This is a genomic window from Mycobacterium sp. DL592 (assembly GCF_011694515.1).
GTDB lineage: Bacteria > Actinomycetota > Actinomycetes > Mycobacteriales > Mycobacteriaceae > Mycobacterium.
Genome location: NZ_CP050192.1, coordinates 1,891,220 through 1,916,497, shown reverse-complemented (window position 1 = coordinate 1,916,497; position 25,278 = coordinate 1,891,220). Strand labels below are relative to the sequence as shown.

Sequence of the window (25,278 nt, the reverse complement as noted above, 5' to 3'; positions counted from 1 at the left end):
CATGGGCCGCAAGCACACACCTTCCTGGCACGACGACGAAGTCGGTGCGCTCTACGAACTGGCGCTGGGCTTCTTCGAACGCGAAGTGGTGGCCCACGTCGACAAGTGGGACGCCCAGCGTCACATCGACCGCGACGTCTGGCTGGAGGCCGGCAAGCTGGGCCTGCTGCTGTGTTCGGTTCCCGAGGAATACGGTGGCGGCGGCGGCACGTTCGCACACGACCTCGCCGTGCTCGACGCGCAGGGGTACGCCGGTGACCTGTCGCTGGGAATCGGCGTGCACAGCGGCATCGTCCCGCACTACATCGTCAAGTACGGCTCAGAGGACCAGAAACGCACCTGGCTGCCGCCGATGGCCACCGGCGAGATGCTCTGCGCCATCGGCATGACCGAGCCGGGCGCGGGCTCGGACCTCAAAGCCATCCGCACCACGGCGGTGCGCCGGGGCGACGAGTACATCGTCAACGGTTCGAAGACGTTCATCACCAACGGCGGCTCGGCGGACATGATCCTGCTCGCCGTCAAAACCGACCCCAAGGCAGGGGCGCGGGGAATCTCCCTGCTGCTGATCGACCTGCACGACGCTCCCGGCTTCCAGGTGACCAGGGTGCTCGACAAGGTGGGCCAGCACGGCGCGGACACCGCCGAGATGTCCTTCACCGATGTCGCGGTGCCGGTGGCCAATCTGCTCGGACCCGAGGAAGGCCAGGGCTTCGGCCAGATGATCGACCAGCTCGGCCAGGAACGACTGGTGGTCGCCGCCCAGGCAATCGGCGGGCTGGAACGCGCGGTCGACGAGACGGTCTCCTACACCAAGTCCCGGGAAGCCTTCGGGCACAGCCTGTTCGACTTCCAGAACACGGCCTTCGAACTCGCCGAGTGCGCCACGATCGCGCGTACCTGCCGCACCTTCTTCGACCACTGCGTCGAATCGCACTTACGCGGCGAACTCGACGGCAGCGATGCCGCGATGGCCAAATACTGGATCACCGACCAGCAGTGCGCCGTCATCGACCGCTGCGTGCAACTGCACGGTGGGTACGGCTACATGCGGGAGTACCTGATCGCCCGCATGTACGAGGATGCCCGGGTTCAGCGCATCTACGCCGGCGCCAACGAGGTGATGAAGCAGATCATCAGCCGGTCGCTATAGCCGTTCAGACGCACTCGAGCAGCGTGTCACCCGCCTCACCGAGCGCACCGACGGTGGCATAGGGCTGGATCCGTCCGTTGTGGTCGGTTGTGGCGCAGACGATTCCGCACAGCCCGGCATCGACGCGCCGGGCGATCACCGGTGACTTCTCCAGCAGCGACATCCCTACCGACACGATGTGGGCGGCCGCCACGGAGTCGACGCTGTCTGCCGCCGATCCTCGCCGCACGATCGAGGTGAGCGCCTGCTCGACAGCCAGCCGGCTGGCGCCGTCGGGGATCTCGGCGGTGTCCCAGGCCCGCAGCGCGGCGCGCATCGCGCTGCAGTTGTGATGGCCGAGCACCACGATCAGCGGCACCTCGTACGCCTCGACCGCGTGCTCGAGGGTTCCGAGGACGCCGGTGTCGACGACGTGGCCCCAGGTGCTCAGGTCCAGCAGCGAGCCCCAGCTCTGGCCGAACACCACTTCGCTGGCGACTTCGGCGTCCGCGCAACGGAATACCGCGGCGACGGGTGGGCCCTGGTGAAAATTGTCCCGCTGTGGGCGCACCGGGCGGAAGAACAACTCGTTGCCCGCACGCAGTCGCTGCCAGGCGCTCATCGGATCAGACATGGTGGTGAACCTTTCTTTCAGTGGGCGAATCAGGAGAAGTAGTCGGGTCGGCTGACATAGGTCTCGGTCACGAACATCACGCCGGACGAGGCATCGAGCAGGGGCCGAAGCCCCGCCAGCAGTGCGTCGACCTTGTCTTCGGGCACCACGGTGATCAGCAGTTCCAGCGCGGCCTGCTGGTTGAACAGCAGCCGGCCCTGGTGGTATCCGCTGTGGCCGAGGCCGGAGACCCCGGACAGGCTGGTGAATCCGGTGGCGCCGACGCTCTGGATGAGCTCGCGCACCGCGGGCGCGTCGCTTCCGGCGACGACGACCTCAATCTTGGTCATCTTGGTCAGTGGCGGTGCGGTCATGGAACCATCTCCTCTTCGTCGAGAACTTCTGGGGTGCTGTTGTTTTCGGTCCAGGATCGCCATCCGGCGATCGTCCATCTCTGCCATTCCTGCCCAGGGGTCTCGCGGGCGGCCACGCTGACCCAGCCGTTGCCGAAGAGCCGCTGCAGGATCGGGTTGCGTTCGACCACCATGTCGATCCGCTCGAGCGGGGCCTGGATGACCGCGAGCAGCCGCAGGGGCTCGTGGGTCAGCCCCTGGCCGGTGGCCACCGACTGCCAGGGCAGCCCGAGCCGCAGGTCCCCTTCGTGTCCGGCGATGACACCGGCGGTGCCGACCACATTGTGGATGGTCTTGGTGCCGGCACCGAACACCTCGGGTGCGACCGCGGAGAAGTAGTACTGGCAGTTGATCCACTGTGCGACCACCAGCGGTGCGGTCAGGATCGTCTCCAGTGCGCTGCCGTCCGGGTCGACCTCGGCGGAGTAGGAGTGCAGGAATGTCCTGCGCTGCAGGTCGATTCCGCGGGACATCTCGCGTGGGCCCACCACGAAGGCGGCATTGCCTGCCAGTCCCCACTCCGGGTAGACCTGGGCCCAGTCCAGCGAGCGGCCCACGACGTGGCGCGCGGCCCGCATCGGCGACATGTCCCGCGGCGCGCCGGGTAGCAGTGCGCCGCGTTCGGCGGCCAGGGCGGCACCGGCGCCGGCCAGCGCATCCTGCAGCCCCGCGACCTGATCCCGGTGCGAGGCGGGGATCAGGTGGGCGTCGAGCACCGTCACCTGGTCGGTGGCGGTGTCGTGCTGGGCTGCCAGAAACCAGGTGTGGTCCGGGATGTCGATGCCCAGCGGCCGCAGCTCGTCGCGGACGTCGGTCTGGTTCAGGATCGCCGCGGCGGTGCGGGCGTTGGGACCGCCGGCCTGACCGCCGCAGGCGCCGCAGTCCAGTGCTGCCTGGTACGGGTTGTTCTCGGTCGTGCTGGCGTGCCCGCACAGTACGACCAGCCGGCCGAACCGGTCCGTCAGGCCCATCGTGGTCAGTGCCACCTGAGCGAACAGGGCCCGCTGGTCCAGGGACAGGTCGGCGACGTTCAGCTCGGTCGGCGCCGGCGGGGCCACCAGGTCACGCAGCCGCTTGCGCAACCGTCCACTTGCCGCCGGTGTCAGCGTCTTGGCCGCCGACAGGGGGGCTGCCACCCAGCCGGCCGCCTCGGCGAGCGTGAACGGTGCTGCCAGTGCGTCTTTGGCGGCGTGGAAGGCCGATTCGGCCGCGGCCAGTCCGCGGAACCCCGCCGCCCGCCGGGTGGCCTTGGCGGTCGTCCCGGGCGCCGGTGTCTCGTGGATCTCGTGGCTGGGCTCGATCAGCACCGGGCACAGGTCACAGGAGGCGCCACCGAGAAGGTCGGTGAACCGGATGGCGACCGCGAAGAATCCGGCGAATCCGAAGGTCTGGTATCCCTCGTTGGACTCCAGGTGCCTGCGCAACCCTTCGGAGCGGGTGTCGATGCAGGTGACCACCTGGGTGTGCGGGGCGGCCGGCTCCGGGCACTCGTCGGCGGCGCTCAGCGCGTCGAGCAGCTGATCGCGGTAGTGGCCTTCGAAGGCGTTCTGCCACAGCATTTCCCGTGCGGTTACCGGCAGCGCGGCAAGCACCCGGGCGGCGGCGGTCAGCTCCGCTTCGGCCACCTCGCCCACACCCCACACCTGGCTCAGGTGCGCCGCGCGCTGCCGTGCCGAGGGGATCCGCTCGGCAGCCTGCTCGGCGGCGCGCTCACCCCGGTTCCCGGCCAGCAGCACCGCCTCGTAGCTCAACCGCACAGCCAGGTAGGACATCAGGTCCACTCCCCTGTCGCGGCCGGCGCACCACTGGATGTGTGCCGCCCAGCCGGGCAGCCGGGTCAGGTGCGCCTGTAGGTAGGCAGCGCGGTCGGCGTCTCCCACGTCCAGTGCCGAAAGCGCTTGCAGCACAGCGTCGTCGGGCCGCTCGGCGACCGCGCGCAGCGCGGCCCTGGCCTTGCGGGACAGTGTCGGGTCGGCCGCTGCCAGCCCCCGCCAGGCGGCGTAGAAGCCGGCCTCGCGGCCCGGCATCGGCCAGCCCGCAGCGCCGAAGAAGGCCGAGCACCATTTGGCGGTCTGCGCGTCGACGATCCGGGCGACCTCGGGGGCGAACTGCTCGGCGTTGGTGCGGTAGCGGCGCTCGGGTTGCGGCGTGCCGGTGCCGTGCAGCAGGTCGCCGCGCAGCAGTTCGGCGGGAGTGACGTCGCGCCCGCCGAGCCGCAGTGCCGGTTGGGCCAGCAGGCTCGGATAGCGCCGTTCCAGCGCCCGGTCGAGGTCGGCGTCGGTGATCCGTCCCGTCCGGTAGAGGTCGCGGAAGCCGTCCTCGGCCAGGGTGCCGCGGGTGCCGTAGAGATCCCCGGCGCGCCGGACCGCCTGCTCGAAGGGCAGATTCTCCAGGCCGGCCAGCGGGTTGACCGCGATGAAGGTCTCCAGCGGGTAGTGGGTGGGCAGCACGCGGGCGGCGAGCGTGATGTCGCTGCGCAGCTGGGCCCGGCGTTCGGCGAGGCTCGATTCCAGGTGTGCGGTCGTCATGAACGGGCTCCTGTCAGTCGGATGGAACTCGGGGATGTGGGTGCTGCGATGTGGCCGGCGCTCAGGGCGCGGGCGTAGAGGGCCCGCTGCAGCCGGTCGGCGCCGGGGGCCGCGCGCAGTGCGGCCAGGCCGGCGAGCAGGGTCAGGGCGGCCCCGGTGATGAGCCAGGTTGCGCCGGCCGGGAGCACCGCCGCGGGCAGCGCCGGGGCGAGGAACCCGCTGACCGTGGTGATGAGCCAGACGTAGGCCAGGCTGGCCGGCGCCAGGAAGGCGGCGGCGGCCAGGACTCCCGCGGGCCCCGGGCGGCGCTTGAGCCAGCCCCAGATGGCGGCAGCACTCGTCACCCAGGCGAAGAGCAGTAGCGCCCGCTCGGCGGCGTGGTCACCCGACCCCGTCGGGACCACCGCCACCGCCAGGCCGAGCGCGGCGGTCGGCAGCGCCAGGGCCGCGATGAGCGCCGCGCAGCGCTGGGCAGCCGTGGGCGGGGCCGGCGGAAGCATCACCTTGCGGCGCCGGTAGGCGATGGCCGATCCGGACGACAGGAACAGGGTGGCCTTGTAGAAGCCGTGGGCGACGAGGTGGAAGACCGCCGCGGCCCAGAGCCCCAGTCCGCAGGTGAGGATCATGAAGCCCATCTGGGCCATGGTCGAATGTGCCAGTGCGCCTTTGATATCCGGTTTGACGAGCATGATGACCGCCCCGTAGGCGAGGGTGGCGATGCCCGCGCCGATGGTCAGCGCTCGGGCCGGGCCCGAGGCTGCGGTCAGGGCGGCGAGTTTGATGAGCAGGATGCCGCCGGCGTTGACCACACCGGCGTGCAGGAGTGCCGAGACCGGGGTCGGCGCGGCCAGCGTGGCGGGCAGCCAGCGGTGGAAGGGCACCTGCGCCGAGCGAGACAGCGCGGCCAGGACCACCAGGCAGGCGGCGATCGCCGCGACCGGGCCGCCGAGCGGCTCGCCGCCCAGAGCAGCCAGCTCGAGGCTGCCCCCGCGGGTGGCGACCAGCACCACCGCGGTCCACAGCGCGAGGTCGCCGATCAGGAAGGCGGTGGCCGTGCGCCGCACGCCGTCTCGCGCGGCGGGCAGATCCCAGTAGGTCGCGAGCAGCAGACACAGCGCCAGCCCGGCCAGAGACCAGCCGGCCGCGAGGACCACCAGCGTCTGAGCGGTCATCAGCAGGGCGGAGGCTGTGGTGAGAAGGCCGGCACCTGCGGTGAACCAGCCTGAGCGCGGGTCCTCGGCGAGGTAGCGGACCGCGAAGGTCTGCACGATGGTGCTGACACCGAAGACCAGCAGCAGGAGTACCACCGCCAGCCGGTCGGCAGCGGCGGCGAGGACGGCATGTCCGCCGGCGCCTGTCACCGTCACCGACACTGCGTGGCCGCGTGCCGCCTCCACGGCCAGGACCGCCGCGGTCAGGAACCCGAAGCCCGCGACTGCGGCACCGAGGCGACCGACCAGTCGCGGGTTGCGCCGGCCTGTGGCCGCGGCGACCGCCGCGATCAGCACCGGTCCGAGCAGGCTGGCCATCAGCAGGGCGCTCATGTTCGACATGCGACACAAATTACATGTGTTTGGTTTCCGGTGTCAATCTTCGTGAAATATGACTCTTGTTTGTGTCGACGGGTGTGTCGGCAGACCGGAGATGGTTGTTTCCTGATATGGCGTTGCCGACCTAGAATTCCGGTATGGCAGAGTGGACGTTCCTGACGAATCACGCCCACACGCTGCTGTGTATCGCCCGAGATCCCGGGATCCGGCTGCGCGACGTGGCCGAACGGGTCGGCGTCACCGAACGCGCAGCACAGCGCATCGTCAGCGACCTGGTCGAGGCCGGCTACCTGGACCGGCTACGCGAAGGCAGGCGCAACTACTACCGCGTGAAGGCCGACCGGCCGCTGCGGCACCCGGTCGAACGCGGCCACCACATCGGCGAAATCCTGACCGTCCTGCACGAGGCGGACGCGACCTAGGCGTCCAGGCCCAGGTCCTTGCGGAACCGCCGCATCCCGTCGATCTTCTCGGCCACCGAGGCGTCGGGCCGGCAGTAGAACACCCACGGCATGGTGATGATCCCGTGGATTCCGGCAGCCGAGGCGCGTTCGTAGTGCTCGGGGGTGAAGGCGTCCGACAACGGTGTCACCACCGTGTATCCGTCCATGGTCAGGCCCTTGTCGGCCCGCAACGCACGCACCTTCGCGACGCGCTCGATGGCCTGATCCAGCGTGATGAGATCGCCGATCCACCCGTCGAGACCCGCGGCGCGGCGCAGCGCGATATCCGACAGTCCCCCGCTGTAGACGGGGATGGGCGGCGGTGTCGGGGTCATCTCCAGCCGCGGGGTCTGGTAGAACTCGCCGTCGAACTCCGTCCAGCCGGGCTGCCACAGTTCCCGCATCAGCCGGATCATCTCGTCAGTTCGCTTGCCGCGCTTGGCGAATTGCTGGCCCATCAAGCTGAACTCTTCTTCACACCAGCCCACCCCGATGCCCAGCTCCACCCGACCGTCGGCCAAGTAGGCCGCGGTGCCGATGGCCTTGGCCGCGGAGTAGGGGTCGCGCATCGCCGGAATGTAGACGGTGGTGAGGAACTTCAGCCGCTGGGTGGCCTGTGCCAGCGCGCCGACGAGCACCCACGGGTCGGGCCAGTCGGTGAACGGCTGCCACCGGCGCTCGCCGTCGGGGGTGTACGGGTACGGGGTGGCAAGCGTCTCGAGGTTCACCACATGGTCCGGGATGCCCAAGCCCTCGTAGCCGAGATCATCTGCGGCCTTGGCGATTTCGATGACCTCGCTGGTCTTCAGAAATGCGCAGCTGACATAGAATTTCATCCGGTCGCAACCCTCGCCCACGCTGGCATGATGAAAACCCCTTCTGCTTCGACAGTGGTCCCTTGCGCGTCACCCAGGGTGCCGCGCGCATACGTCTTGTGTCCCTCGGTGCGCTCCACCCAGGCCTGCGCCCGCAGCGGCCCCAACGGCGTCCCGCGAAGATACTTCAGCGTGATGGTGCCGGTGAACTTGGGCATGCTGAGCTGGTTGGTCGCCACCTCACCGAGCAACTGGTCGAGCAGCAGCGCGCAGATGCCGCCGTGCACCAGGCCGGGCGGGCCCTCGTAGACCGGTCCGAGCGTGAACTCGCTCCAACACCGGCCCGTACCGTCATGGTGCGTCGTCATCGGCGGGGCGAGTGGATTGTGCTGTCCCACAGCCGGATTGCGCCACACCACCGGCAGTCCGGTCTCGGCGTGCCGCAGTGTGCGCGGGCCGTCGGCCGGGGTGCGCTCGAGCATCTCGCTGACCTCGTCGATGGTCTGCCGAGCCGCGAGGATCGTCTCCTCGTCGGCCCCGCTGTGCAGGCTGGCGTCGACGAGTCTGCGCACCGCTTCGGCCAACGGCTGGTGCAGCGCCTTGATCCGGTCATACTCGTCGGCGCTGATGAAGTCCCACTCGACATCCATCCCGGTCAACCCCCGAACACCCGCAGCGCCACGGCTTTTGCCCGGCGCGTCACGCGAAGATAGTTGTCCAGGAACTCCCCGCCGTCGTCGTTGTGCCATCCGGCGGCCACCGCCACCGCATTGAGCTGACGGCCGGGACCGGGCAGCTGGTCGGTGGGTTTACCGCGCACCAGCACCAGCGCGTTGCGCGCCCTGGTGGCCGTCAGCCACGCCTGGCGCAGCAGGTCGACGTCGTCCTCGGCGAGCAGCTCGGCCGCGCCGATGGCGTCGAGTGTCTGCAGCGTCGAGGTGTTGTGCAGCGCAGGCACCTCGTGGGCATGGCGCAGCTGCAGCAACTGCAACGTCCACTCGATGTCGGCCAGGCCGCCGCGACCGAGTTTGGTGTGGGTGTTGGGATCCGCGCCGCGCGGCAACCGCTCGGCGTCCACCCGGGCCTTGACTCGCCTGATGTCGTGCACGGCCTCCGCGGACACCCCGCCGGCGGGATAGCGCGTCTTGTCCACCATCAGCAGGAATCGGTGGCCCAGGTCGAGATCGCCTGCCACCCGGTGGGCGCGCAGCAGCGCCTGGATCTCCCAGGGCTGCGCCCACTGGTCGTAGTAGGCCTCATAGGAGGCCAGCGTGCGCACCAGCGGACCCTGCCTGCCCTCGGGCCGCAGATTGGCGTCGACCTCCAGCGGCGGGTCCGCGCTCGGGGTGCCCAGCAGGGCGCGTACCTGCTCGGCGATCGACACCGACCACTTGACCGCCGTCGACTCCTCCACACCGGCGTTCGGTTCGCAGACGAACATGACGTCGGCATCCGAGCCGTAGCCCAGCTCACCGCCACCCAGGCGGCCCATGCCGATGACGGCGATCGTGGCCGGAACCGTTCCGTCGGCAGCGGTGTTCGCCCGGATCACCGCCTCCAGCGCCGACTGCAGCACCGCCACCCAGATCGAGGTGAGGGCGGCGCACACCTGCCTGACCTCGAGCATGCCGAGCAGGTCGGCTGAGGCGATTCGGGCCAGTTCCCGTCGGCGCAACGTGCGGGCGGCGGCGATGGCGCGCACCGGGTCGGGATGGCGTGCGGTCGAGGCGATCAGCGACCGGGCCACCCCGTCGGGGTCGACGTCGAGCAGTTTGGGACCGGCGGGCCCGTCGGCGTACTGCTGGATCACCTCGGGTGCGCGCATGAGAAGTTCGGGCACGAACGCCGAGGTCCCCAGCACCCGCATCAGGCGTTTGGCGACGGCGCTCTCGTCGCGCAATGTGCTCAGATACCAACGCTGTTCGGACAGCGCCTCGCTGACGCGGCGATACGCCAGCAGGCCGCTGTCCGGGTCGGGAGTGTCGGAGAGCCAGTCCAGCAGACGCGGCAGCAGCACCGCCTGCACCCGGCCGCGGCGGCCACTGGAGTTCACCAGCGCGCCCAGATGGGTCAGCGCGCTCTGCGGACCCTCGTAACCGAGTGCGGCAAGCTGCCTTTCGGCTGCGGCCGTCGTCATGCCGGGGGCGAAGCCCACCGTCGGGCCGACCGACTCCAGCAGCGGCTGATAGAACAACTTGGCGTGCAGCCGCGAAACCCGCAGGTTCTGCCGCTTGATCTCTTCGCGTAGCACACCCAGCGCGTCGTGGGTGCCGTCGGGCCGTATGTGGGCCGCGCGGGCCAGCCAGCGCAGCGCCTCGACGTCATCGGGTGCGGGCAGCATGTGCGTTCTCTTGAGGCGCTGCAACTGCAGTCGGTGCTCGAGCAGGCGCAGGAACTCATACGACGCGGTCAGATTGGCGGCGTCGTCACGGCCGACGTATCCCCCGGAACTCAGCGCCGCGAGGGCGTCGAGCGTCGAGGACACGTGCAGCGAATCGTCGGTGCGGCCGTGCACCAATTGCAGCAACTGGACCGCGAATTCGACGTCGCGCAGCCCGCCGGTGCCCAGCTTGATCTCCCGGTCACGCACGTCGGCAGGCACCAGCGCCTCGACCCGGCGCCGCATCGCCTGCACTTCGGGCACGAAATCCTCACGCTCACAAGCGGTCCAGACCATCGGCATCAGCGCCGCACGGTACTGCTCGCCGAGTTCGGCATCCCCGACGGCCGGCCGGGCTTTCAAGAGGGCCTGGAACTCCCAGGTCTTGGCCCAGCGCTGGTAGTAGGCGATGTGCGAGTCCAGTGTGCGGACCAGAGCGCCCTGCTTGCCCTCGGGCCGCAGCGCGGCGTCGACTTCGAAGAAGGTGTCCGACGCCAGCCGCATCATCTCACCGGCGACCCGGGTGGTGACCGAATCGGCGTTCTCGGCGACGAAGATGACGTCGACATCGCTGACGTAATTGAGTTCGCGCGCACCGCATTTGCCCATCGCGATGACCGCGATGCGAGGTGCCGGCACGCCTTCCTTGCAGACCGCCGCCACCGCGACCTGTAACGCGGCGTGCAGTGCGGCGTCGGCCATGTCGGACAGATGAGCGCCGACCGTCTGGAACGCGAGGACTGGTTCGTTCTCGACGGTCGGGGCCAGGTCGAGCGCCGCCAGGATCAGCAGCTGGTCACGGTAGAGGGTCCGCAGCCGCGGCATGATAGTTGCTGCGGCTGTGCCGAATTCGGCGATGCAGTCGTCGAAGGCACGCTGCAACTGCGCGGCGTCGGGCAGCTGCACCGCCCCTTCGAGCAGATGCCAGGAGCGCGGGTTGGCCACCAGGTGGTCCCCCAGTGCCAACGACGAGCCGGTCACGGCGAACAACCGCCCGCGCAGACCGCGGTCCTTCAGTAGCGCGGAGTTCAGTTGCTGCCAGTCCGGGCCGAGCGCCTCAGCGAGGCGGACCATCGTGCGCAGCGCGACGTCGGCGTCGGGTGAGCGCGACAGCGACCAGAGCAGTTCGACATGCGCATCGGTGTCCCAGCCCAACGCCGCCAGGTCAGCCGCAGCATTGCGCTCAACCAAGCCGAGTCGGCCCACGCTGGGTACGCGTGGGCGCTGCGTCGCTGGTTTGGCCACGCCCACGACGGTAGCGCACGCCCGGTCAGCGATCGGCTACAGCGACAGGTAAGCCTTCAGCTCGAACGGAGTGACGTTGGCGCGGTAGTCCTCCCACTCCTTGCGCTTGTTGCGCAGGAAGTAGTCGAAGACGTGCTCGCCGAGTGCCTCGGCCACCAGCTCGGAGCTCTCCATCTCCGACAGCGCGATGCCCAGGCTGGACGGCAGCTCCCGGTAGCCCATGGCGCGGCGCTCTTCGGGGGTCAGCATCCACACGTTGTCCTCGGCCTGCGGGCCGAGCACATAGTTCTTCTCGACACCGCGCAGTCCGGCGGCCAGCAGGACCGCGAACGTCAGGTACGGGTTGCAGGCCGAGTCGGGGCTTCGGACCTCGACGCGGCGCGAGGCCGCCTTGCGCGGGGTGTACATCGGTACCCGCACCAGCGCGGAGCGGTTGGCCGCACCCCAGGAGGCCGCGGTCGGCGCCTCGCCGCCGTGCACCAGCCGCTTGTAGGAGTTCACCCACTGGTTGGTGATGGCGCTGATCTCGCTGGCGTGTTCGAGGATGCCGGCGATGAACGACTTGGCGACGTCGGAGAGCTGCAGCGGGTCGTCGGGGCTGTGGAAGGCATTGGTCTCGCCCTCGAACAGGCTCATGTGGGTGTGCATGGCCGAGCCGGGGTATTCGGCGAACGGCTTGGGCATGAACGACGCCCGCACTCCTTCGGCGAGTGCGACTTCCTTGACGACGTAGCGGAAGGTCATCACGTTGTCGGCCATCGACAGCGCGTCGGCGTAGCGCAGGTCGATCTCCTGCTGACCGGGTGCACCCTCGTGGTGGCTGAACTCCACCGAGATGCCCATCTGCTCCAGGGCGTCGATCGCGTGACGGCGGAAGTTGGGGGCCGAGTCGTGGACGGCCTGGTCGAAGTAGCCGCCGTTGTCGGCAGGCACGGGCACCGAGCCGTCGTAGGGGCCGGGCTCGAGCAGGAAGAACTCGATCTCCGGGTGCACGTAGCAGGAGAAGCCCAGGTCGCTGGCCTTGGCCAGCTGCCTGCGCAGCACGTGGCGACTGTCGGCCCAGGACGGCGAGCCGTCGGGCATGGTGATGTCGCAGAACATCCGCGCCGAGTGGTGCTGGCCGCCGCTGGTGGTCCAGGGCAACACCTGGAAGGTGGACGGATCGGGCCGGGCGACAGTGTCGGATTCGAAGACCCGCGCGAAGCCCTCGATCGAGGAGCCGTCGAAGCCGATGCCCTCCTCGAAGGCCCCCTCCAACTCTGCGGGTGCGATGGCGACCGACTTCAGGAAGCCGAGCACGTCGGTGAACCACAGCCGGACGAACCGGATATCCCGTTCTTCCAGCGTGCGGAGCACAAATTCCTTCTGGCGGTCCATGACGCGAGCGTATGCACCGGCTGTTAATTCTGTGTTACGTGGGAGGTAAATGCCGCGGTTGCGCCGATACCGGCGGCTCCAAGCACGCCGACTAGAACATCAGCACCGCAGGTCGCCGGGAACCATCCGGTCGACGAAGTAGCGCATGATCGCCGAGTCCACACAGATGTCTCCGTTGAACACCGCGGTGTGCTGGGTGCCGTTGTAGGTGACCAGCGTTGCGTTCAACTGGCGGGCCAGGTTCACCCCCGCCTCGTAGGGAGTGGCCGGATCGTGCGTCGTGGAGACGACGACGACGCTGCCCGGCGGCGCCGGTGACGCAGGGTGCGGTGACGACGTCGGCGGCACCGGCCAGAAGGCGCAGATGTCCCGCGGCGCGAAACCGGTGTACTGGCCATAGGACTGGAACGGCGCCGATTCGCGGGTCCGCCTGTCGATATCTGCCCACACCGCGGGGTCTGACGGTGTCGCATCGTCCACACAGCGGATCGCGTTGAAGGCGTCCTGCCCGTTGCCGTAGCGGCCCAACGGGTCGCGGCCCTGGTATTCGTCCGCCAGCAGCAACAGGTCGCCGGCGTCGCTGTGCCGCTGCAGACCGAGCAGACCGCTGGTGAGGAACTTCCAGTACTGCGGCGCGTACAGCGCGTTGAACGTGCCGGTGATCGCGTCCTGGTAGCTGAGGCCACGCGGATCCGACGTCGGACCCGGCGTGGTCACCAGCGGGTCGACGAGCTGGTGGAACCGTGCGACCCACTGAGTCGGATCGGTGCCCAGCGGGCAGCCCCGCGACTTGGCGCAGTCGGCGGCGTAGTCGTTGAAGGCCACCTGGAAGCCGTTCATCTGCTCGATGATCGAGCTGACGGTGTCCTGCTCGGGGTCGATCGCACCGTCGAGAACCATCGTGCGCACCCGCTCCGGGTAGCGCTCCAGGTAGGCGGTGCCCAGCTCGGTGCCGTAGCTGAAGCCGAGGTAGTTGATCGTGTCGTCGCCGAGCACCTGGCGAACGGTGTCCATATCCTTTGCCGCCGAGGCGGTTCCGACCCCGGCCAGGAATGCCGTGCCCATCTTGGCGGCGCACTCGGCGGCGTAGTCGCGGTAGATCTGTTCGATCGCGGCGACGCCCTCGGGGCTGTAGTCGACCATCGGGTTGCGCCGCCAGGCGTCGAACTCGGCGTCGGTGCGGCACCGCAACTCGGGGGTCGAGTGGCCGACGCCGCGCGGGTCGAAGCCGACGAGGTCGAAGTGCTCGCTGATGGGGCTGCCCGCCAGGGCGTAGGCCATGGTGACGGTGGCGTCGACGGCAGATGCGCCCGGACCGCCGGGGTTGATGAACAGCGCGCCGATGCGCTGCCCGCTGGCCGGGATCTTGATGACGGCCAATTGCGCTTGTGCCCCAGCGGGATCGGCGTCGTCGACCGGAACCGGGACGGCGGCGCACACCGCGGTGGGGACGTCACGGGAGCTGCTGCCGAGGAAGCGTTCACAGCTTCCCCAGAGAGCTTGCGGCGCCGTCGTCTGACCGGCTCCTGGTTCAGTGGCAGCGGCCGGCGGCACCGCGACACCGAGGGCAAGCACGGTGCAGAGGAACCAAGAGGACAGAGCCGAGCCCAGTCGACTCGTGCGTCCCATGGGTGTCATCGTCGCACGGCCGGGCCGCGAACGTGACGGCGAGCCGGTCACGCGTCGATCTCGGATGGGGCCGACTTCGGTAACACTTGTTGACGGGGACGTAAAACCGTTGTCCCGCTGGGGTTTTCAGTAATCAGCAGGTGGCACCGGGAGGCGGGACGGTGAGGTCGACGAGGTAAGCGGCGGCGTAGTTATCCACGCAGGTGTTCCCCTGGAACACGACGGTGTGCTGGGTTCCGTTGAAGGTCAGCAGTGCCCCGCCCAGTTGCTTGGCCAGGTCGACACCCGCCTGATAGGGCGTGGCCGGGTCATTGGTCGTCGACACCACCAGCACCGGCGGCAGGCCGGGCGCGGCAACGGAGTGCGGTGTGCTGGTCGGCGGAACCGGCCAGAACGCACAGGTGCTCAGTGGCGCGTTGCCGGTGAACTCGCCGTAGCTCATGAACGGCGCGACCTCGCGCATCCTGCGGTCTTCCTCGATCACCTTCGCGCGGTCGGTGATCGGCGGCTGGTCGACACAGTTGACGGCGATACGGGCGTCGGTGGCGTTGGTGTAGTGGCCTTGGGCGTCGCGTCGCATGTACATGTCGGCCAGCGCCAGCATGGTGTCACCGCGGCCCTTGGTCATCTCGCTGAGCGCCTGGGTCAGGTGCCGCCACAGATTGGGCGAGTACAGCGCCATGATGGTGCCGATGATCGCGTCGCTGTAGGCCAGTCCGCGCGGGTCGGCGGTCGGCAGCGGCTTCTTCACCAGCGGGTCGACCAGGTTGCGGTAGACGTCAACGGCTTTGGCGGGATCGGTGCCCAGTGGGCAGGTCGGGTCCTTGGCACAGTCCGCGGCGTAGTCGTTGAAGGCCTGCTGGAACGCCGCCGCCTGGTCGATGTCGGCCTGGATCGGGTCGGCGTTGGGGTCGACGGCGCCGTCGAGGATCATCGCCCGGACCTTGTCCGGGAACGCTTCGGCGTAGGCCGACCCGATGCGGGTGCCGTACGAGTAGCCCAGGTAGGTGATCTTGTCGTCGCCGACCGCCGCGCGCAACGAGTCCATGTCCCTGACGACACTGGCAGTGCCGATGTTGGCCATGAAGTCCTTGCCCATCTTGTCGACGCACCGCTGGACGAAGGCCTTGGTCTCGCCCTCGATGTGCGCGATGCCCTCGGGGCTGTAGTCGACCTGCGGGTCGGCCCGCAGCCGGTCGTTGTCGGCGTCGGAGTTGCACCACAGTGCCGGCGTGGAGGACCCCACCCCACGGGGGTCGAAGCCCACGAGGTCGAACTTCTGGCGCACGTTGGCGGGCAGGTTCTCGACGATGCTGGCGGCCGCCTCGATACCGGACTCCCCCGGGCCGCCGGGATTGATGATCAGCGAGCCGATCTTGTCACCGGTGGCCGGAAACCGGATCAGCGCCAGACTGGCGATCCCGGCGTCGGGCTTGGCGTAGTCCACCGGGACGGCGATCTTGCCGCACTGCGCGCCCGCCGGGATCGGCAGTGCGTTGCCCCCGCCACCGCCGGCCACCCGGCACGGCCCCCACGTCACCGGCTGTCCGAGCCTGGGCTCGGCGATGACGGCCGTTCCCGACACCATGGTGCTGCAGCCGGCGCTCGCGACGAGTCCGGCCACAGCGGTGAGCACCAGTGCGGTGCGAAGGACGCGCGGGCGGGGGTACTGCCTCATGGCAATCATGCTGCCATGCTTTTCGGGGGTGCCTTACGCACCGACCCGCCGACGGCGAGCTTTCGGGTCAGCCGCGGTTCACTTACGGCCTTGTTTGGTGGCCGGTTTCGTCGCGTCGAGCAGTTCCTTCATCCCGACGGCGAAATCGTCAGCCATGTCCCACAGGTCGGGCAGCAGCTCAGGACATGAGATCAGCCCGACGTCAAGCTTGCCGTTGAGCGACATCACGGTGATGTTGAGCCCGGAGCCATGAAAGATCGGGCCCAGCGGATACATCGCGGTGACTTCGGCACCGAGGAAGTACAGCGGGATCTGTGGTCCGGGCACATTGGAGACGACGAGGTTGTGTACCGGACGGGATTCGGTGAGCCGGCTGCGGGCGTAGACCCGCATCGCGACACCGAAGATCGCGGGCCCGGCGAACTGGCTCCAGTCCTGCAGCAGCGTCGCGCCGATCGCCGAACTGTGTTCCTTGGCGGTGTCGTTCGCCTCGGCGATAGCCGCCAGGCGCTTGGCCGGGTCCTCGATCTGGGTCTCGAGTTTGGAGAACATCCCGGAGACCTGATTGCGGCCAGGCCGGTCCGAGCGGTCGTGCACCGACACCGGGATCATCGCGACCAGCGAGGAGTCGGGCAGTTCGCCGCGCTCGAGCAGGAACTGGCGCAGCACGCCGGCGACCAGAGCCATCACCACGTCGTTGACCTTGACCCCGAAGTGGTTCTTGACCTTCTTGATGTCGTCGAAATCGAGCTCGGCGAAGGCGACGTTCCGGTGCGCCGTGACGCTGGCGTTGAAGCGGGTCTGGGGTGCGGCGAACGGGGCGGCCATCGCCCGGCCGCCGACCGCGCGTTTGACGGTGTCGAAAACCGTGGTCACGGTGGACGGAAGCACGTTGGTGGCCAGGTGCATCGGCCTGGACACGAAGTTGCCGAGACCGCCGAGCGCGATGCGCAGCGGGTTGGCGTCACCTTGGCCGTCGACCGGGGCCGGCGGCGGGGCGTCGGGCTCGGTGGAACACAGCTGCGACATGAGGTTGGCGCCGGTGACTCCGTCGACGGCGGCGTGGTGCACCTTGGTCAGCACGGCCAGCCGTCCGCCGTTGCGGGCGTCGGTTCCCGCCACTCCTTCGATGACCCACATCTCCCACAGCGGGTAGCGGCGATCCAGCGGCAACGAGGCGAGATGACCGCAGATCTCCCCCAGTTCGACCCGGCCGCCGGGGGCGGGCAGGCCGATGCGGTGGAGGTGGCGGTCGATGTCGAAGTGCTCGTCTTCCACCCACACCGGGTGGTCGAGGTTGAGGAAGCTGTTGGCGAGCTTCTCCCGGAAGTTCGGCATCGCCTTGATCCGCAACTGCAGTGCTTCGCGCAGGCGGTCGAAGGTGTAGCCGCCCGGAATCGTGGCGGCGTCCAACTCGAGCACTGAGCACACATGCAGTGGCTGGGAAGGGGTTTCGAGATAAAGGAAACTGGCGTCGAGTCCGCTGAGCCGCTGCAGGTGTTGGACCATGCCGCCGATCGTATGTCCGCTCAGATGCCCCCCGAGCCGGATTGGGCCAACGCCGCACACCGGCCGGGATTGTGGTGTGACAAAGTCCACTTCACTTGCCGTTCACCTTTGCCGGGTGGCGGTGGCAGACTTATCAGGTCAGACGAACCCGGGGACCCGGATGGGCCACGAGGATCGACAAAGACCATCACTAGGGACAACGATGTCTGAGCAGACTGTTTACGGTGGCTGTACCACGCCTTCTGTGCCGCGCATCAAGGTACGGACCCATCACCTGCACAAATGGAAGACCGAGGGCCACAAGTGGGCCATGCTGACGGTCTACGACTACTCGACCGCCCGCGCCTTTGACGAGGCGGAGATTCCGGTGCTGCTGGTCGGTGACTCCGCCGCCAACGTCGTCTACGGCTACGACACCACGGTGCCGATCTCGGTCGACGAGCTGATCCCCCTGGTTCGCGGTGTGGTCCGCGGCGCCGAGCACGCGCTGGTCGTGGCCGATCTGCCGTTCGGCAGTTACGAGTCCAGCCCCGCGCAGGCCTTGGCGACGGCCACCCGGTTCCTCAAGGAGGCCGGCGCGCACGCGGTGAAGCTGGAGGGTGGCGAGCGCGTCGCCGACCAGATCGCCACGCTGACCGCCGCGGGCATACCCGTGATGGCTCACATCGGCTTCACCCCGCAGAGTGTCAACGGCCTCGGGGGTTTCCGTGTGCAGGGCCGCGGTGACGCCGCCGAGCAGACCATTCACGACGCCATCGCGGTACAGGAAGCCGGCGCGTTCACGGTGGTGATGGAGATGGTGCCCGCCGAGCTGGCCACCCAGATCACCGGCAAGCTGACCATCCCGACCGTCGGTATCGGCGCGGGCCCCAACTGCGACGCCCAGGTGCTGGTGTGGCAGGACATGGCCGGGCTCACCAGCGGCAAGACCGCCAAGTTCGTCAAGCGCTTCGGTGACGTCGGCAGTGAACTACGCCGTGCCGCAACGCAATACGCATCTGAGGTCGCGACGGGCGCCTTCCCCGCCGAGGAGCACAGCTTCTAGGCGAACTTCGGCGCGCGCTTGTTGAGGAACGCATCGATCCCTTCGGCACCGTCCGGACTGTCGGCACACGCGCCGATGTATTCGGACTCCAGATCCATCTGCGTCTCGATGTCGTTGCCGAACGTCGTCAACAGCAACTTCTTGACGGCACTGCTGGAACCCTTTGCCGCCGAAGCGATGTGCTCAGCCAGCGCCTGCGCCTTGGCCGCAAGCTCGGCGGCGGGCACAGCCTCGGTGACCAGTCCCCACTCGACGGCTTCGGCCGCGCTCAGCGTGCGATTGGTCAGCATCAGCTCGGTGGCACGGCGCACGCCGACCAGTCGCGGCAGGTAGTACGACGAGCTGCCGTCCGGGCTCAGCCCCGCCTTGGTGTAGGCCATGGTGAACGAGGCGTTCTCGGCGGCCAGCACGAGATCGCCGGCGACCGCCAGGCTGAAGCCGGCCCCGGCGGCGACACCGTTGACCGCGGTGATCAGGACGGCGTCCATCCGCGCGAAGGTCGCGATGGCGCGGTGCAGGTCATCAGCGATGCCCCTGACGAAGGGCCCCGGCCCCAGCGGTGAGGCCGCCATCGCCTTGAGATCGCCACCCGCGCAGAAGAACCGGCCGGCCCCGGTCAGCACGACGACCTTGACCTCGGGTGCGGTGCAGCGCTGCGCGACCTCCGCCAACTCCCGGGTCATGGTGTCGTTCATGCCGTTGGCAGCTTCGGGGCGGTCCAACACGATGCGTGCGATCGGCCCGCTCTGCTCGAAGCTCAGGGTCTCGTATTCACTCACCCGGCACACGTTAACCGGTGACCGCGGGCTCCTCGCGCCGGGTCTGCAGCCGGTCGGCACTGCGGTCCCGCAGGGCGGCGGCATCGCCGCGCCAGCCGAGGATCCGGACCGCGCCGTCGGCGATGATCCATGGCGTCTCCGGTGGGCATGCCCCGTCGTCGGAACGACGGTTGATCACCGACTCGACAAGCCGGAAGGGAAGGTCGTCGGCGTCGGGGACTCCGTCGCATTCGGCGATCACCTGGACCGCCAGTTGCCGATAGCGGCCGCGCAGTTGTTCACGGCTGATCCGGAACTGCTCGAAGCGGTCGACCCGCAACTCGGGGAGCAGGTAGAGCGCGCCGAGGTTCCAGCGCTTGGCGCACAGCTGCGAGACGTCGCCGACCACCAGGGCGTGCAACCGCTCGGCGGCCGGGCCGTGCTGGGCGAGCAGGTCGGCGGCCAGCGCCAGCGGCTGGTCGACGGTGCCGGCCAGCAGCGCGTCGAGAATGTCGTCCTTGGTGGCGAAGTGGTGGTAGAGCGAGGCCTGCCGCATGCCGACCGCGTCGGCGATGCGGCGGGTGGACGTCGCCGCGTAACCCACCGTGGTGAACAGTTCGGCCGCCGCGTCCAGGATCTCCTCGCGGGCGGTATTGCCCGGTCGGCGGGACTGCTCGAGGCGCGGACGGCCCCGGCCCTCGCTGCGCATACGCCATTGTTGCATTCCCGGCATGCGCCAATAACTGTCATTTGATAGAAATAGAGTCAACGTAAGCGTTACACCCGTGACACCCGACGGGAACGGGGTCACTTAAAACTTTCACTTGACAGTTAATCGGGCTTGCCCCGGACAGGAGTGCACCATGACCACCGCGTCGACCGACGGCGCCCGCTCGCACGCCCGCTCCCAGGCCGCCGCCGCGGCCATGCGCGTCCCGGCTGTGCCGGACGGCGTCGACGACACCCGCCTGGTGTGGTCGGAGTCCGTGCCCGCCGAGTCGTACGCCACCCGGGTGCTCGGCCGCGGAACGCGGCTGCGGTTCACCGACCCCGACGGCGGCGCGTGCGCGCACCTGCTGCTGTTTCGTGCCGACGCATCGTGGGAGCGGCTCAACGTCGCCGACACCATGAAGGTGCCCTGGCAGGCCTACCTCAGCGCCGGCCACCCACTGCTGTCCGACCAGGGCCGGGTGCTGGCCACCGTCGTCGCCGACACCTCCGGTCACCACGACATGCTCTGCGGCCTGCCCCCGGCGGCCCGGCCCACGATGCTGCTCGCAACGATCAAGCACGGCATGGATATTCGTGACGTCGCCCCGTCTGCGACGCTGTTCAAAGGCGCGCGGGTCGAAGACTCCGGTGCGCTCACCTTCACCGGTTCGGCCGGCCCCGGCGCCGCGGTCGACTTGCTCATCCATCTGCCCGTCGTCGTCGCGGTGGTCAACACCGCCCATCCCCTCGACCCGACGCCGGCCGTCACCGGACTCGACATCGTCGCGTGGCGCACCCCCGAAGAACTGCTCACCCCGGTCAACGACGACCCCGAGTATCTCAGGGCCCTGTTCAACACCGAATCAACTTGGGCCGCAGCACAATCCAGTGAGGCACTTCGATGACGACCGCACTTCCGACGGTGATCAGCGACGAGGTGGTGGCGGCCTGCGCGCCGTGGTCGGCGATCCTGCGCACCGGCCAGTCCCTGCAGATCATCGACCTGCACGGCAACCAGGCAGTGGACACGCTGTTCTACGCCGTCGACGGCGACCGGGTCGATCCGACCGGACCCTACAGCGCCCAGGTCACCGTGGCCGAGCAGGGCAACATCTTCCTGACCACCGGCTCGGTACTGCGCGCCGCCGACGGCAGGCCACTGGTGTCGATCGTCGCCGACGAGGTCGGTAACCACGACACCATCGCCGGTGCCTGCTCCAAGGAGTCCAACACCCTGCGCTACGGGCACCACACCGTGCACCAGCACGCCTGCGCCGAGAACTTCCTGGCCGAGGCTGCGAAATGGGGAATGGGCAAGCGCGACATCGTCTCCAACGTCAACTTCTTCATGAACGTGCCGGTCGAAGCCGACGGCACCCTGGGCATCGTCGACGGCCTGTCCGCCCCGGGCAAGTCGCTGACACTGCGCGCCGAGAGCGACACCCTGGTGCTGGTCTCCAACTGCCCGCAGATCAACAACCCGTGCAATGGGTTCAACCCCACACCGGTGCGGATGGTGATCACCGCATCATGAGCAACCTCCAGGTGGTCCGGCCGGGAATGCTGACCACCGTTCAGGACTGGCCCGGCCGGGTCGGTTACTGGCATGTCGGGGTGCCGCCGTCGGGACCGATGGACGACCTGTCGTTCCGCCTCGGCAACCGCGTGCTGGGCAACCCCGAGGGTGCCGCCGGGCTGGAATGCACCAAAGCCGGTCCGGCCCTTCGGTTTCCCGACGGTGGACGGGTGTGCGTCACCGGCGCTCCGGCACCGGTGACGCTGGACGGAGTGGCGGTGGCGCAGTGGCAGTCGCTCACCGTACCCGCCGGTGGTTTGCTCGATGTCGGGATGGTCGACGGCCCCGGCATGCGCTGCTACATCCTGATCGCCGGTGGGCTGGAAGAGCCCGAATATCTCGGCAGCACAGCCACCTTCACCCTCGGCACGTTCGGCGGCCACGACGGGAGGCCGCTGCGCGAGGGTGACGAGCTGACCGCCGGGCACGACCCCGGCCCGGTCTCGAGCCGGCCCGCCCGCGCCGCCATCGACGAACAGCCCGCCATCGGCCATCGCTGGGAGGTCGCGGTCACCGAGGGCCCGCACGCGGCGCCGGAGTTCTTCACCCGCGCCGACATCGACACCCTGATCAACACCGACTACACCGTGCACTTCAACTCCGACCGTACCGGCGTACGCATGGAAGGCCCCAAGCCACAGTGGGCCAGGACCGACGGCGGCGAGGCCGGCCTGCACCCGTCGAACATTCACGACAATGCCTACTGTGTCGGCACTTTGGACTTCACCGGCGACACCCCGATCCTGCTGGGTCCGGACGGTCCGAGCCTGGGCGGCTTCGTCTGTCCGGTCACCGTGGTACGCGGCGACCGCTGGAAGCTCGGCCAGATGGCGCCGGGTGACCGGGTCCGCTTCGTTCCGGTGCGGGCCGATCGCGCGCCGTCGCTGGGCACCATCGACGCCGACCGGCGCGCCTCGCTCCCCCTGGTGATCTCCACCGCGGCTGACGCCGACGACGGCGTCCTGACGCGGTTCAACGGCGCCGACGATATCGCGGTGACGGTCCGCCGCGACGGTGACGGCGGCCTGCTCGTCGAATACGGGCCGATGGTCCTCGACCTCGCGCTGCGCGCACGGGTCCACGTGCTCTACGAGTCCATGCTGGCCAGCGGGGTACCCGGGGTCACCGAACTCACCCCGGGCGTGCGCTCATTGCAGGTGCAGTTCGACCCCGCCGTGATCTCGATGCCCGAACTCGTCGACCTGCTGGCCCGTACCGAGGAAACACTGCCCGCCACAGACGAACTCGTGGTCCCGAGCCGGACCGTGCAGTTGCCGCTGTCCTGGGACGACCCGTCGACCCACGAGGCGGTCCAGCGCTACATCCACGGTGTGCGTGCCGACGCGCCGTGGTGCCCGTGGAACATCGAGTTCATCCGCCGCATCAACGGCCTCGCCGATGTCGAGGCGGTCCACGACATCGTCTATCAGGCCCAGTACCTGGTGCTCGGCTTGGGCGACGTGTATCTGGGTGCGCCGGTGGCCACCCCACTGGACCCGCGCCACCGGCTGGTCACCACCAAGTACAACCCGGCCCGGACCTGGACACCGGAGAACGCCGTCGGCATCGGCGGTGCATACCTGTGCATCTACGGGATGGAGGGCCCCGGCGGCTACCAGTTCGTCGGGCGTACCACTCAAGTATGGAATCACCAGCACCCCAACGATTCTCAGTCTTTCGAGCCCGGAACACCTTGGCTGCTGCGCTATTTCGATCGCATCGGCTTCTACCCCGTCAGCGCCGAGGAACTTCTCGACCTGCGGGCCGACATGGCGGCGGGCCGGGGCAACGTCGACATCCGTGACGGCGAGTTCTCGATGTCGCACTACCAACGATTCCTCACGGACAACGCCGACAGCATCGCCACGTTCCGTGCGCAGCAGGCCGAGGCGTTCGGCGCCGAGCGCCAGGCGTGGGATAAAGCCGGCGAGTTCTCCGGTCAGCTGGCCAGCTAGCGCGCGCCGAGCGCCCCGGCCAGATACTCGGCCCGGCAGGCCCGTCGGGCGAGTTTGCCGCTGGTGGTGCGCGGGATCGCGCCTGCGGCGACCAGTCGCACATCGGCGACCGGCAGCGCGTGGTGTCGGGAAACAGCCGCACGGATGGCCTCGATCACCGGCTCGGGATCGGCCTTGCCGGCACCGGGCCCGCGCTCGGCGATGATCACCAGCCGCTCGCCTGCACCGTCGGGCCCGGGCACCGAGAACGCCGTGACGAACCCGGCGCGCACCGCGCTCGACGACTCGGCGACGGTGGCCTCGATGTCCTGGGGGTAGTGGTTGCGGCCGTCGATGATGACCAGGTCCTTGATCCGGCCGGTGATGTAGAGCTCGCCGTCTAGGTAGACACCCATGTCGCCGGTGCGGAACCACATGCTGTTGGCCGGGACGCCCTCGGCGTGGCTGCCGCTGTCCAACCGCACCTGCAACTTGTTGCGGAACGACAGCTCGGTTTCGCGCTCGCGGCCCCAGTAGCCGCGTCCGATGTTCTCGCCGTGCAGCCAGATCTCGCCGACCCGGCCGTCGGGCAGCTCAGCTTCCGAGTCGGGGTCGACGACGACCGCCCATTGACTGCGGGCGACGTGGCCGCAGGAGACCTGCGGGACGGCACTGGGCGCGTCGCGGGCCACCCGAACGGCACGGCCCATGCCGAGTTCCTCGCGGTCCAGGTAGATGGCGGTGGCCCGGTCCTCGGAGCCGATCGTGGAGACGAACAGAGTGGCCTCGGCCATGCCGTAGGACGGTTTGACCGCGGTGGGCGCCAGCCCGTAGGGCCCGAACACCGCGTTGAACTTGTCGATCGAGGCGATGTTCACCGGCTCGGAGCCGTTGATCAGCCCGGCGACGTTGCTCAGGTCGAGGTCCTCACCGGCCGGGGGCAGGCCGCGCTGCGCGGCCAGCTCGAAGGCGAAGTTGGGCGCCGCGGCAAACGTTCGGCCTCGTTTGGCTTCGGTGGCAAGCTCTTTGATCCAGCGGTGCGGCCTGCGGACGAACGCGGTGGGCGACATCAACGTCAGGTGACCGCCGAACAGGGCCGGGAACATGATCATCAGCAGGCCCATGTCGTGGAACAGCGGCAGCCAGCTGACGCTGGCGGTGTCCCAGTCCAGCCCGACCGAGATGATCATCTGCACGACGTTGGTCAACACGGCGCGGTGGGTGATCTCCACCCCTGCGGGGCTGCGGGTCGATCCCGAGGTGTACTGCAGGTAGGCGATGCCGTTGCTCTCGAGGTGCGCAGGCACGAACGTCTCCCCGACCGAGTCGGGCACCGCGTCGATGGCGATCACCCGCGGCCGTCGGGAGCGGGGCAGCTTGCGGACGAAAGCCTGCGCGGCTGCAGCGGCCGCCGTGGTGGTCAGCACCGCTGCGGGCAGCGCGTCGGTCAGCACCGCGTCGAGCCGCTCGGCGTGGCCCGGCAGTTCCGGTGCGAACAGCGGCACCGCGATGTTGCCCGCCTGGATCGCCGCGAAGAAGCCGACGACGTAGTCGACCCCCTGCGGGGCCAGGATCGCCACCCGGTCACCCGGCGAGGTGACCTGCTGCAGCCGCGCCCCCACCGCGCGCAGCCGCATCCCAAGCTCCCGCCAGGCCAGCTCGATCGGTAGGCCTGCGGAGTCGTGGTCGAAATCGAGGTAGCGGTAGGCGGCGGTATCGCCGAACTGCGCGATGTTGTGATCGAGGAAATGCGTGATGGTCAGATCGGCCGGAAGTGCGATGTTGCCGCTGTCGTCGAGATAGTCCTCGAGCCTCAGCCGTACCCCCTGGTCGGCAGCGGATGCGGGTTCGCGGCTCATGACCGAATTTTACGATCGGCCAGCACATTTCCCCGGCCCACGCGCGGCGCGCCGCCGAATACACAGGAGCTCCGGCGGCGGCC

Annotated in this window: 20 protein-coding genes; 6 read left to right on the top strand and 14 right to left on the bottom strand. The window is 68.8% G+C overall.

Annotated features, from left to right (window positions below):
• Position 1 precedes the first annotated feature (1 nt).
• Positions 2 to 1,153 (top strand): acyl-CoA dehydrogenase family protein, encoded by a 1,152-nt coding sequence (locus HBE64_RS09235; RefSeq protein ID WP_167100672.1) that lies wholly within the window; start codon positions 2 to 4, stop codon positions 1,151 to 1,153.
• Positions 1,154 to 1,157: 4 nt separating this feature from the next.
• Here the strand turns inward: HBE64_RS09235 and HBE64_RS09230 are convergent, their stop codons facing one another.
• The 4 genes from HBE64_RS09230 to HBE64_RS09215 are packed head-to-tail and all read right to left on the bottom strand — an operon-like array spanning position 1,158 to position 6,239.
• Positions 1,158 to 1,766 (bottom strand): carbonic anhydrase, encoded by a 609-nt coding sequence (locus HBE64_RS09230; protein WP_167100669.1) that lies wholly within the window; start codon positions 1,764 to 1,766, stop codon positions 1,158 to 1,160.
• A gap of 29 nt (positions 1,767 to 1,795) precedes the next feature.
• The gene (locus HBE64_RS09225) at positions 1,796 to 2,119 is read right to left on the bottom strand and encodes a P-II family nitrogen regulator (protein ID WP_167100666.1); all 324 of its coding nucleotides are present in this window, start codon (positions 2,117 to 2,119) and stop codon (positions 1,796 to 1,798) included.
• Positions 2,116 to 4,686 carry a DUF2309 domain-containing protein gene (locus tag HBE64_RS09220; RefSeq protein WP_167100663.1) on the bottom strand — a complete coding sequence of 857 codons (2,571 nt, stop codon included), beginning with the start codon at positions 4,684 to 4,686 and terminating at the stop codon, positions 2,116 to 2,118. The genes HBE64_RS09225 and HBE64_RS09220 overlap by 4 nt, the downstream gene beginning before the upstream one ends.
• The gene (locus HBE64_RS09215; RefSeq protein WP_167100660.1) at positions 4,683 to 6,239 is read right to left on the bottom strand and encodes a proton-conducting transporter membrane subunit; all 1,557 of its coding nucleotides are present in this window, start codon (positions 6,237 to 6,239) and stop codon (positions 4,683 to 4,685) included. The genes HBE64_RS09220 and HBE64_RS09215 overlap by 4 nt, the downstream gene beginning before the upstream one ends.
• 134 nt (positions 6,240 to 6,373) lie before the next feature.
• On the opposite strand from HBE64_RS09215, the gene HBE64_RS09210 reads away from it, so the two are divergent.
• The gene (locus tag HBE64_RS09210) at positions 6,374 to 6,658 is read left to right on the top strand and encodes a winged helix-turn-helix domain-containing protein (protein ID WP_167100657.1); all 285 of its coding nucleotides are present in this window, start codon (positions 6,374 to 6,376) and stop codon (positions 6,656 to 6,658) included.
• Here the strand turns inward: HBE64_RS09210 and HBE64_RS09205 are convergent.
• From HBE64_RS09205 to HBE64_RS09175, 7 genes are all read right to left on the bottom strand, one after another.
• Positions 6,655 to 7,515, bottom strand: coding sequence for a TIGR03619 family F420-dependent LLM class oxidoreductase (locus HBE64_RS09205; RefSeq protein WP_167100654.1), 861 nt, complete (start codon positions 7,513 to 7,515; stop codon positions 6,655 to 6,657). The two genes, HBE64_RS09210 and HBE64_RS09205, sit on opposite strands and share 4 nt — an antisense overlap.
• Positions 7,512 to 8,144, bottom strand: coding sequence for a PaaI family thioesterase (locus tag HBE64_RS09200; protein WP_167100651.1), 633 nt, complete (start codon positions 8,142 to 8,144; stop codon positions 7,512 to 7,514). The genes HBE64_RS09205 and HBE64_RS09200 overlap by 4 nt, the downstream gene beginning before the upstream one ends.
• A 5-nt stretch (positions 8,145 to 8,149) precedes the next feature.
• Positions 8,150 to 11,125 (bottom strand): bifunctional [glutamine synthetase] adenylyltransferase/[glutamine synthetase]-adenylyl-L-tyrosine phosphorylase, encoded by a 2,976-nt coding sequence (locus HBE64_RS09195; RefSeq protein WP_167100648.1) that lies wholly within the window; start codon positions 11,123 to 11,125, stop codon positions 8,150 to 8,152.
• A gap of 30 nt (positions 11,126 to 11,155) precedes the next feature.
• The gene (glnA, locus tag HBE64_RS09190; protein ID WP_167100645.1) at positions 11,156 to 12,496 is read right to left on the bottom strand and encodes a type I glutamate--ammonia ligase; all 1,341 of its coding nucleotides are present in this window, start codon (positions 12,494 to 12,496) and stop codon (positions 11,156 to 11,158) included.
• 99 nt (positions 12,497 to 12,595) lie between these two features.
• On the bottom strand, positions 12,596 to 14,134 hold the full coding sequence (locus HBE64_RS09185) for an alpha/beta hydrolase (RefSeq protein WP_167100642.1): 1,539 nt from the start codon (positions 14,132 to 14,134) through the stop codon (positions 12,596 to 12,598).
• 124 nt (positions 14,135 to 14,258) lie between these two features.
• Complete coding sequence (locus HBE64_RS09180; RefSeq protein ID WP_167100639.1) at positions 14,259 to 15,803, bottom strand: alpha/beta hydrolase; 1,545 nt, start codon at positions 15,801 to 15,803, stop codon at positions 14,259 to 14,261.
• A gap of 78 nt (positions 15,804 to 15,881) precedes the next feature.
• Positions 15,882 to 17,300: a wax ester/triacylglycerol synthase family O-acyltransferase gene (locus HBE64_RS09175; RefSeq protein ID WP_167108977.1), complete on the bottom strand. Its 1,419-nt coding sequence runs from the start codon at positions 17,298 to 17,300 to the stop codon at positions 15,882 to 15,884.
• Positions 17,301 to 17,514: 214 nt separating this feature from the next.
• Between HBE64_RS09175 and panB the strand changes: the two genes are divergently transcribed.
• On the top strand, positions 17,515 to 18,357 hold the full coding sequence (gene panB, locus HBE64_RS09170) for a 3-methyl-2-oxobutanoate hydroxymethyltransferase (RefSeq protein ID WP_167100636.1): 843 nt from the start codon (positions 17,515 to 17,517) through the stop codon (positions 18,355 to 18,357).
• Here the strand turns inward: panB and HBE64_RS09165 are convergent.
• Positions 18,354 to 19,136, bottom strand: a complete 783-nt coding sequence (locus HBE64_RS09165) for an enoyl-CoA hydratase/isomerase family protein (RefSeq protein WP_167100633.1) — start codon at positions 19,134 to 19,136, stop codon at positions 18,354 to 18,356. The two genes, panB and HBE64_RS09165, sit on opposite strands and share 4 nt — an antisense overlap.
• 10 nt (positions 19,137 to 19,146) lie before the next feature.
• Complete coding sequence (locus HBE64_RS09160; RefSeq protein ID WP_167100630.1) at positions 19,147 to 19,824, bottom strand: TetR/AcrR family transcriptional regulator; 678 nt, start codon at positions 19,822 to 19,824, stop codon at positions 19,147 to 19,149.
• A 154-nt stretch (positions 19,825 to 19,978) separates the two neighbouring features.
• Between HBE64_RS09160 and HBE64_RS09155 the strand changes: the two genes are divergently transcribed.
• The 3 genes from HBE64_RS09155 to HBE64_RS09145 are packed head-to-tail and all read left to right on the top strand — an operon-like array spanning position 19,979 to position 23,357.
• Positions 19,979 to 20,731 carry a DUF1989 domain-containing protein gene (locus HBE64_RS09155; protein ID WP_167100627.1) on the top strand — a complete coding sequence of 251 codons (753 nt, stop codon included), beginning with the start codon at positions 19,979 to 19,981 and terminating at the stop codon, positions 20,729 to 20,731.
• On the top strand, positions 20,728 to 21,360 hold the full coding sequence (locus tag HBE64_RS09150; protein ID WP_167100624.1) for an urea amidolyase associated protein UAAP2: 633 nt from the start codon (positions 20,728 to 20,730) through the stop codon (positions 21,358 to 21,360). Before HBE64_RS09155 ends, HBE64_RS09150 begins: the two co-directional genes overlap by 4 nt.
• Positions 21,357 to 23,357: a 5-oxoprolinase/urea amidolyase family protein gene (locus HBE64_RS09145; protein WP_208300601.1), complete on the top strand. Its 2,001-nt coding sequence runs from the start codon at positions 21,357 to 21,359 to the stop codon at positions 23,355 to 23,357. The genes HBE64_RS09150 and HBE64_RS09145 overlap by 4 nt, the downstream gene beginning before the upstream one ends.
• On the opposite strand, the gene HBE64_RS09140 is transcribed toward HBE64_RS09145, so the two are convergent.
• On the bottom strand, positions 23,354 to 25,195 hold the full coding sequence (locus tag HBE64_RS09140; protein WP_167100621.1) for a fatty acyl-AMP ligase: 1,842 nt from the start codon (positions 25,193 to 25,195) through the stop codon (positions 23,354 to 23,356). The genes HBE64_RS09145 and HBE64_RS09140 overlap by 4 nt on opposite strands.
• Between the last annotated feature and the right edge of the window lie 83 nt (positions 25,196 to 25,278).

Coding starts and splice junctions, on each gene's coding strand:
- HBE64_RS09235 (WP_167100672.1), top strand. CDS start 2: ATGGGCCGCAAGCACACACCTTCCTGGCACGACGACGAAGTCGGTGCG.
- HBE64_RS09230 (WP_167100669.1), bottom strand. CDS start 1,766: ATGTCTGATCCGATGAGCGCCTGGCAGCGACTGCGTGCGGGCAACGAG.
- HBE64_RS09225 (WP_167100666.1), bottom strand. CDS start 2,119: ATGACCGCACCGCCACTGACCAAGATGACCAAGATTGAGGTCGTCGTC.
- HBE64_RS09220 (WP_167100663.1), bottom strand. CDS start 4,686: ATGACGACCGCACACCTGGAATCGAGCCTCGCCGAACGCCGGGCCCAG.
- HBE64_RS09215 (WP_167100660.1), bottom strand. CDS start 6,239: ATGTCGAACATGAGCGCCCTGCTGATGGCCAGCCTGCTCGGACCGGTG.
- HBE64_RS09210 (WP_167100657.1), top strand. CDS start 6,374: ATGGCAGAGTGGACGTTCCTGACGAATCACGCCCACACGCTGCTGTGT.
- HBE64_RS09205 (WP_167100654.1), bottom strand. CDS start 7,515: ATGAAATTCTATGTCAGCTGCGCATTTCTGAAGACCAGCGAGGTCATC.
- HBE64_RS09200 (WP_167100651.1), bottom strand. CDS start 8,144: ATGGATGTCGAGTGGGACTTCATCAGCGCCGACGAGTATGACCGGATC.
- glnA (WP_167100645.1), bottom strand. CDS start 12,496: ATGGACCGCCAGAAGGAATTTGTGCTCCGCACGCTGGAAGAACGGGAT.
- HBE64_RS09185 (WP_167100642.1), bottom strand. CDS start 14,134: ATGACACCCATGGGACGCACGAGTCGACTGGGCTCGGCTCTGTCCTCT.
- HBE64_RS09180 (WP_167100639.1), bottom strand. CDS start 15,803: ATGAGGCAGTACCCCCGCCCGCGCGTCCTTCGCACCGCACTGGTGCTC.
- panB (WP_167100636.1), top strand. CDS start 17,515: ATGTCTGAGCAGACTGTTTACGGTGGCTGTACCACGCCTTCTGTGCCG.
- HBE64_RS09160 (WP_167100630.1), bottom strand. CDS start 19,824: ATGCGCAGCGAGGGCCGGGGCCGTCCGCGCCTCGAGCAGTCCCGCCGA.
- HBE64_RS09155 (WP_167100627.1), top strand. CDS start 19,979: ATGACCACCGCGTCGACCGACGGCGCCCGCTCGCACGCCCGCTCCCAG.
- HBE64_RS09150 (WP_167100624.1), top strand. CDS start 20,728: ATGACGACCGCACTTCCGACGGTGATCAGCGACGAGGTGGTGGCGGCC.
- HBE64_RS09145 (WP_208300601.1), top strand. CDS start 21,357: ATGAGCAACCTCCAGGTGGTCCGGCCGGGAATGCTGACCACCGTTCAG.
- HBE64_RS09140 (WP_167100621.1), bottom strand. CDS start 25,195: ATGAGCCGCGAACCCGCATCCGCTGCCGACCAGGGGGTACGGCTGAGG.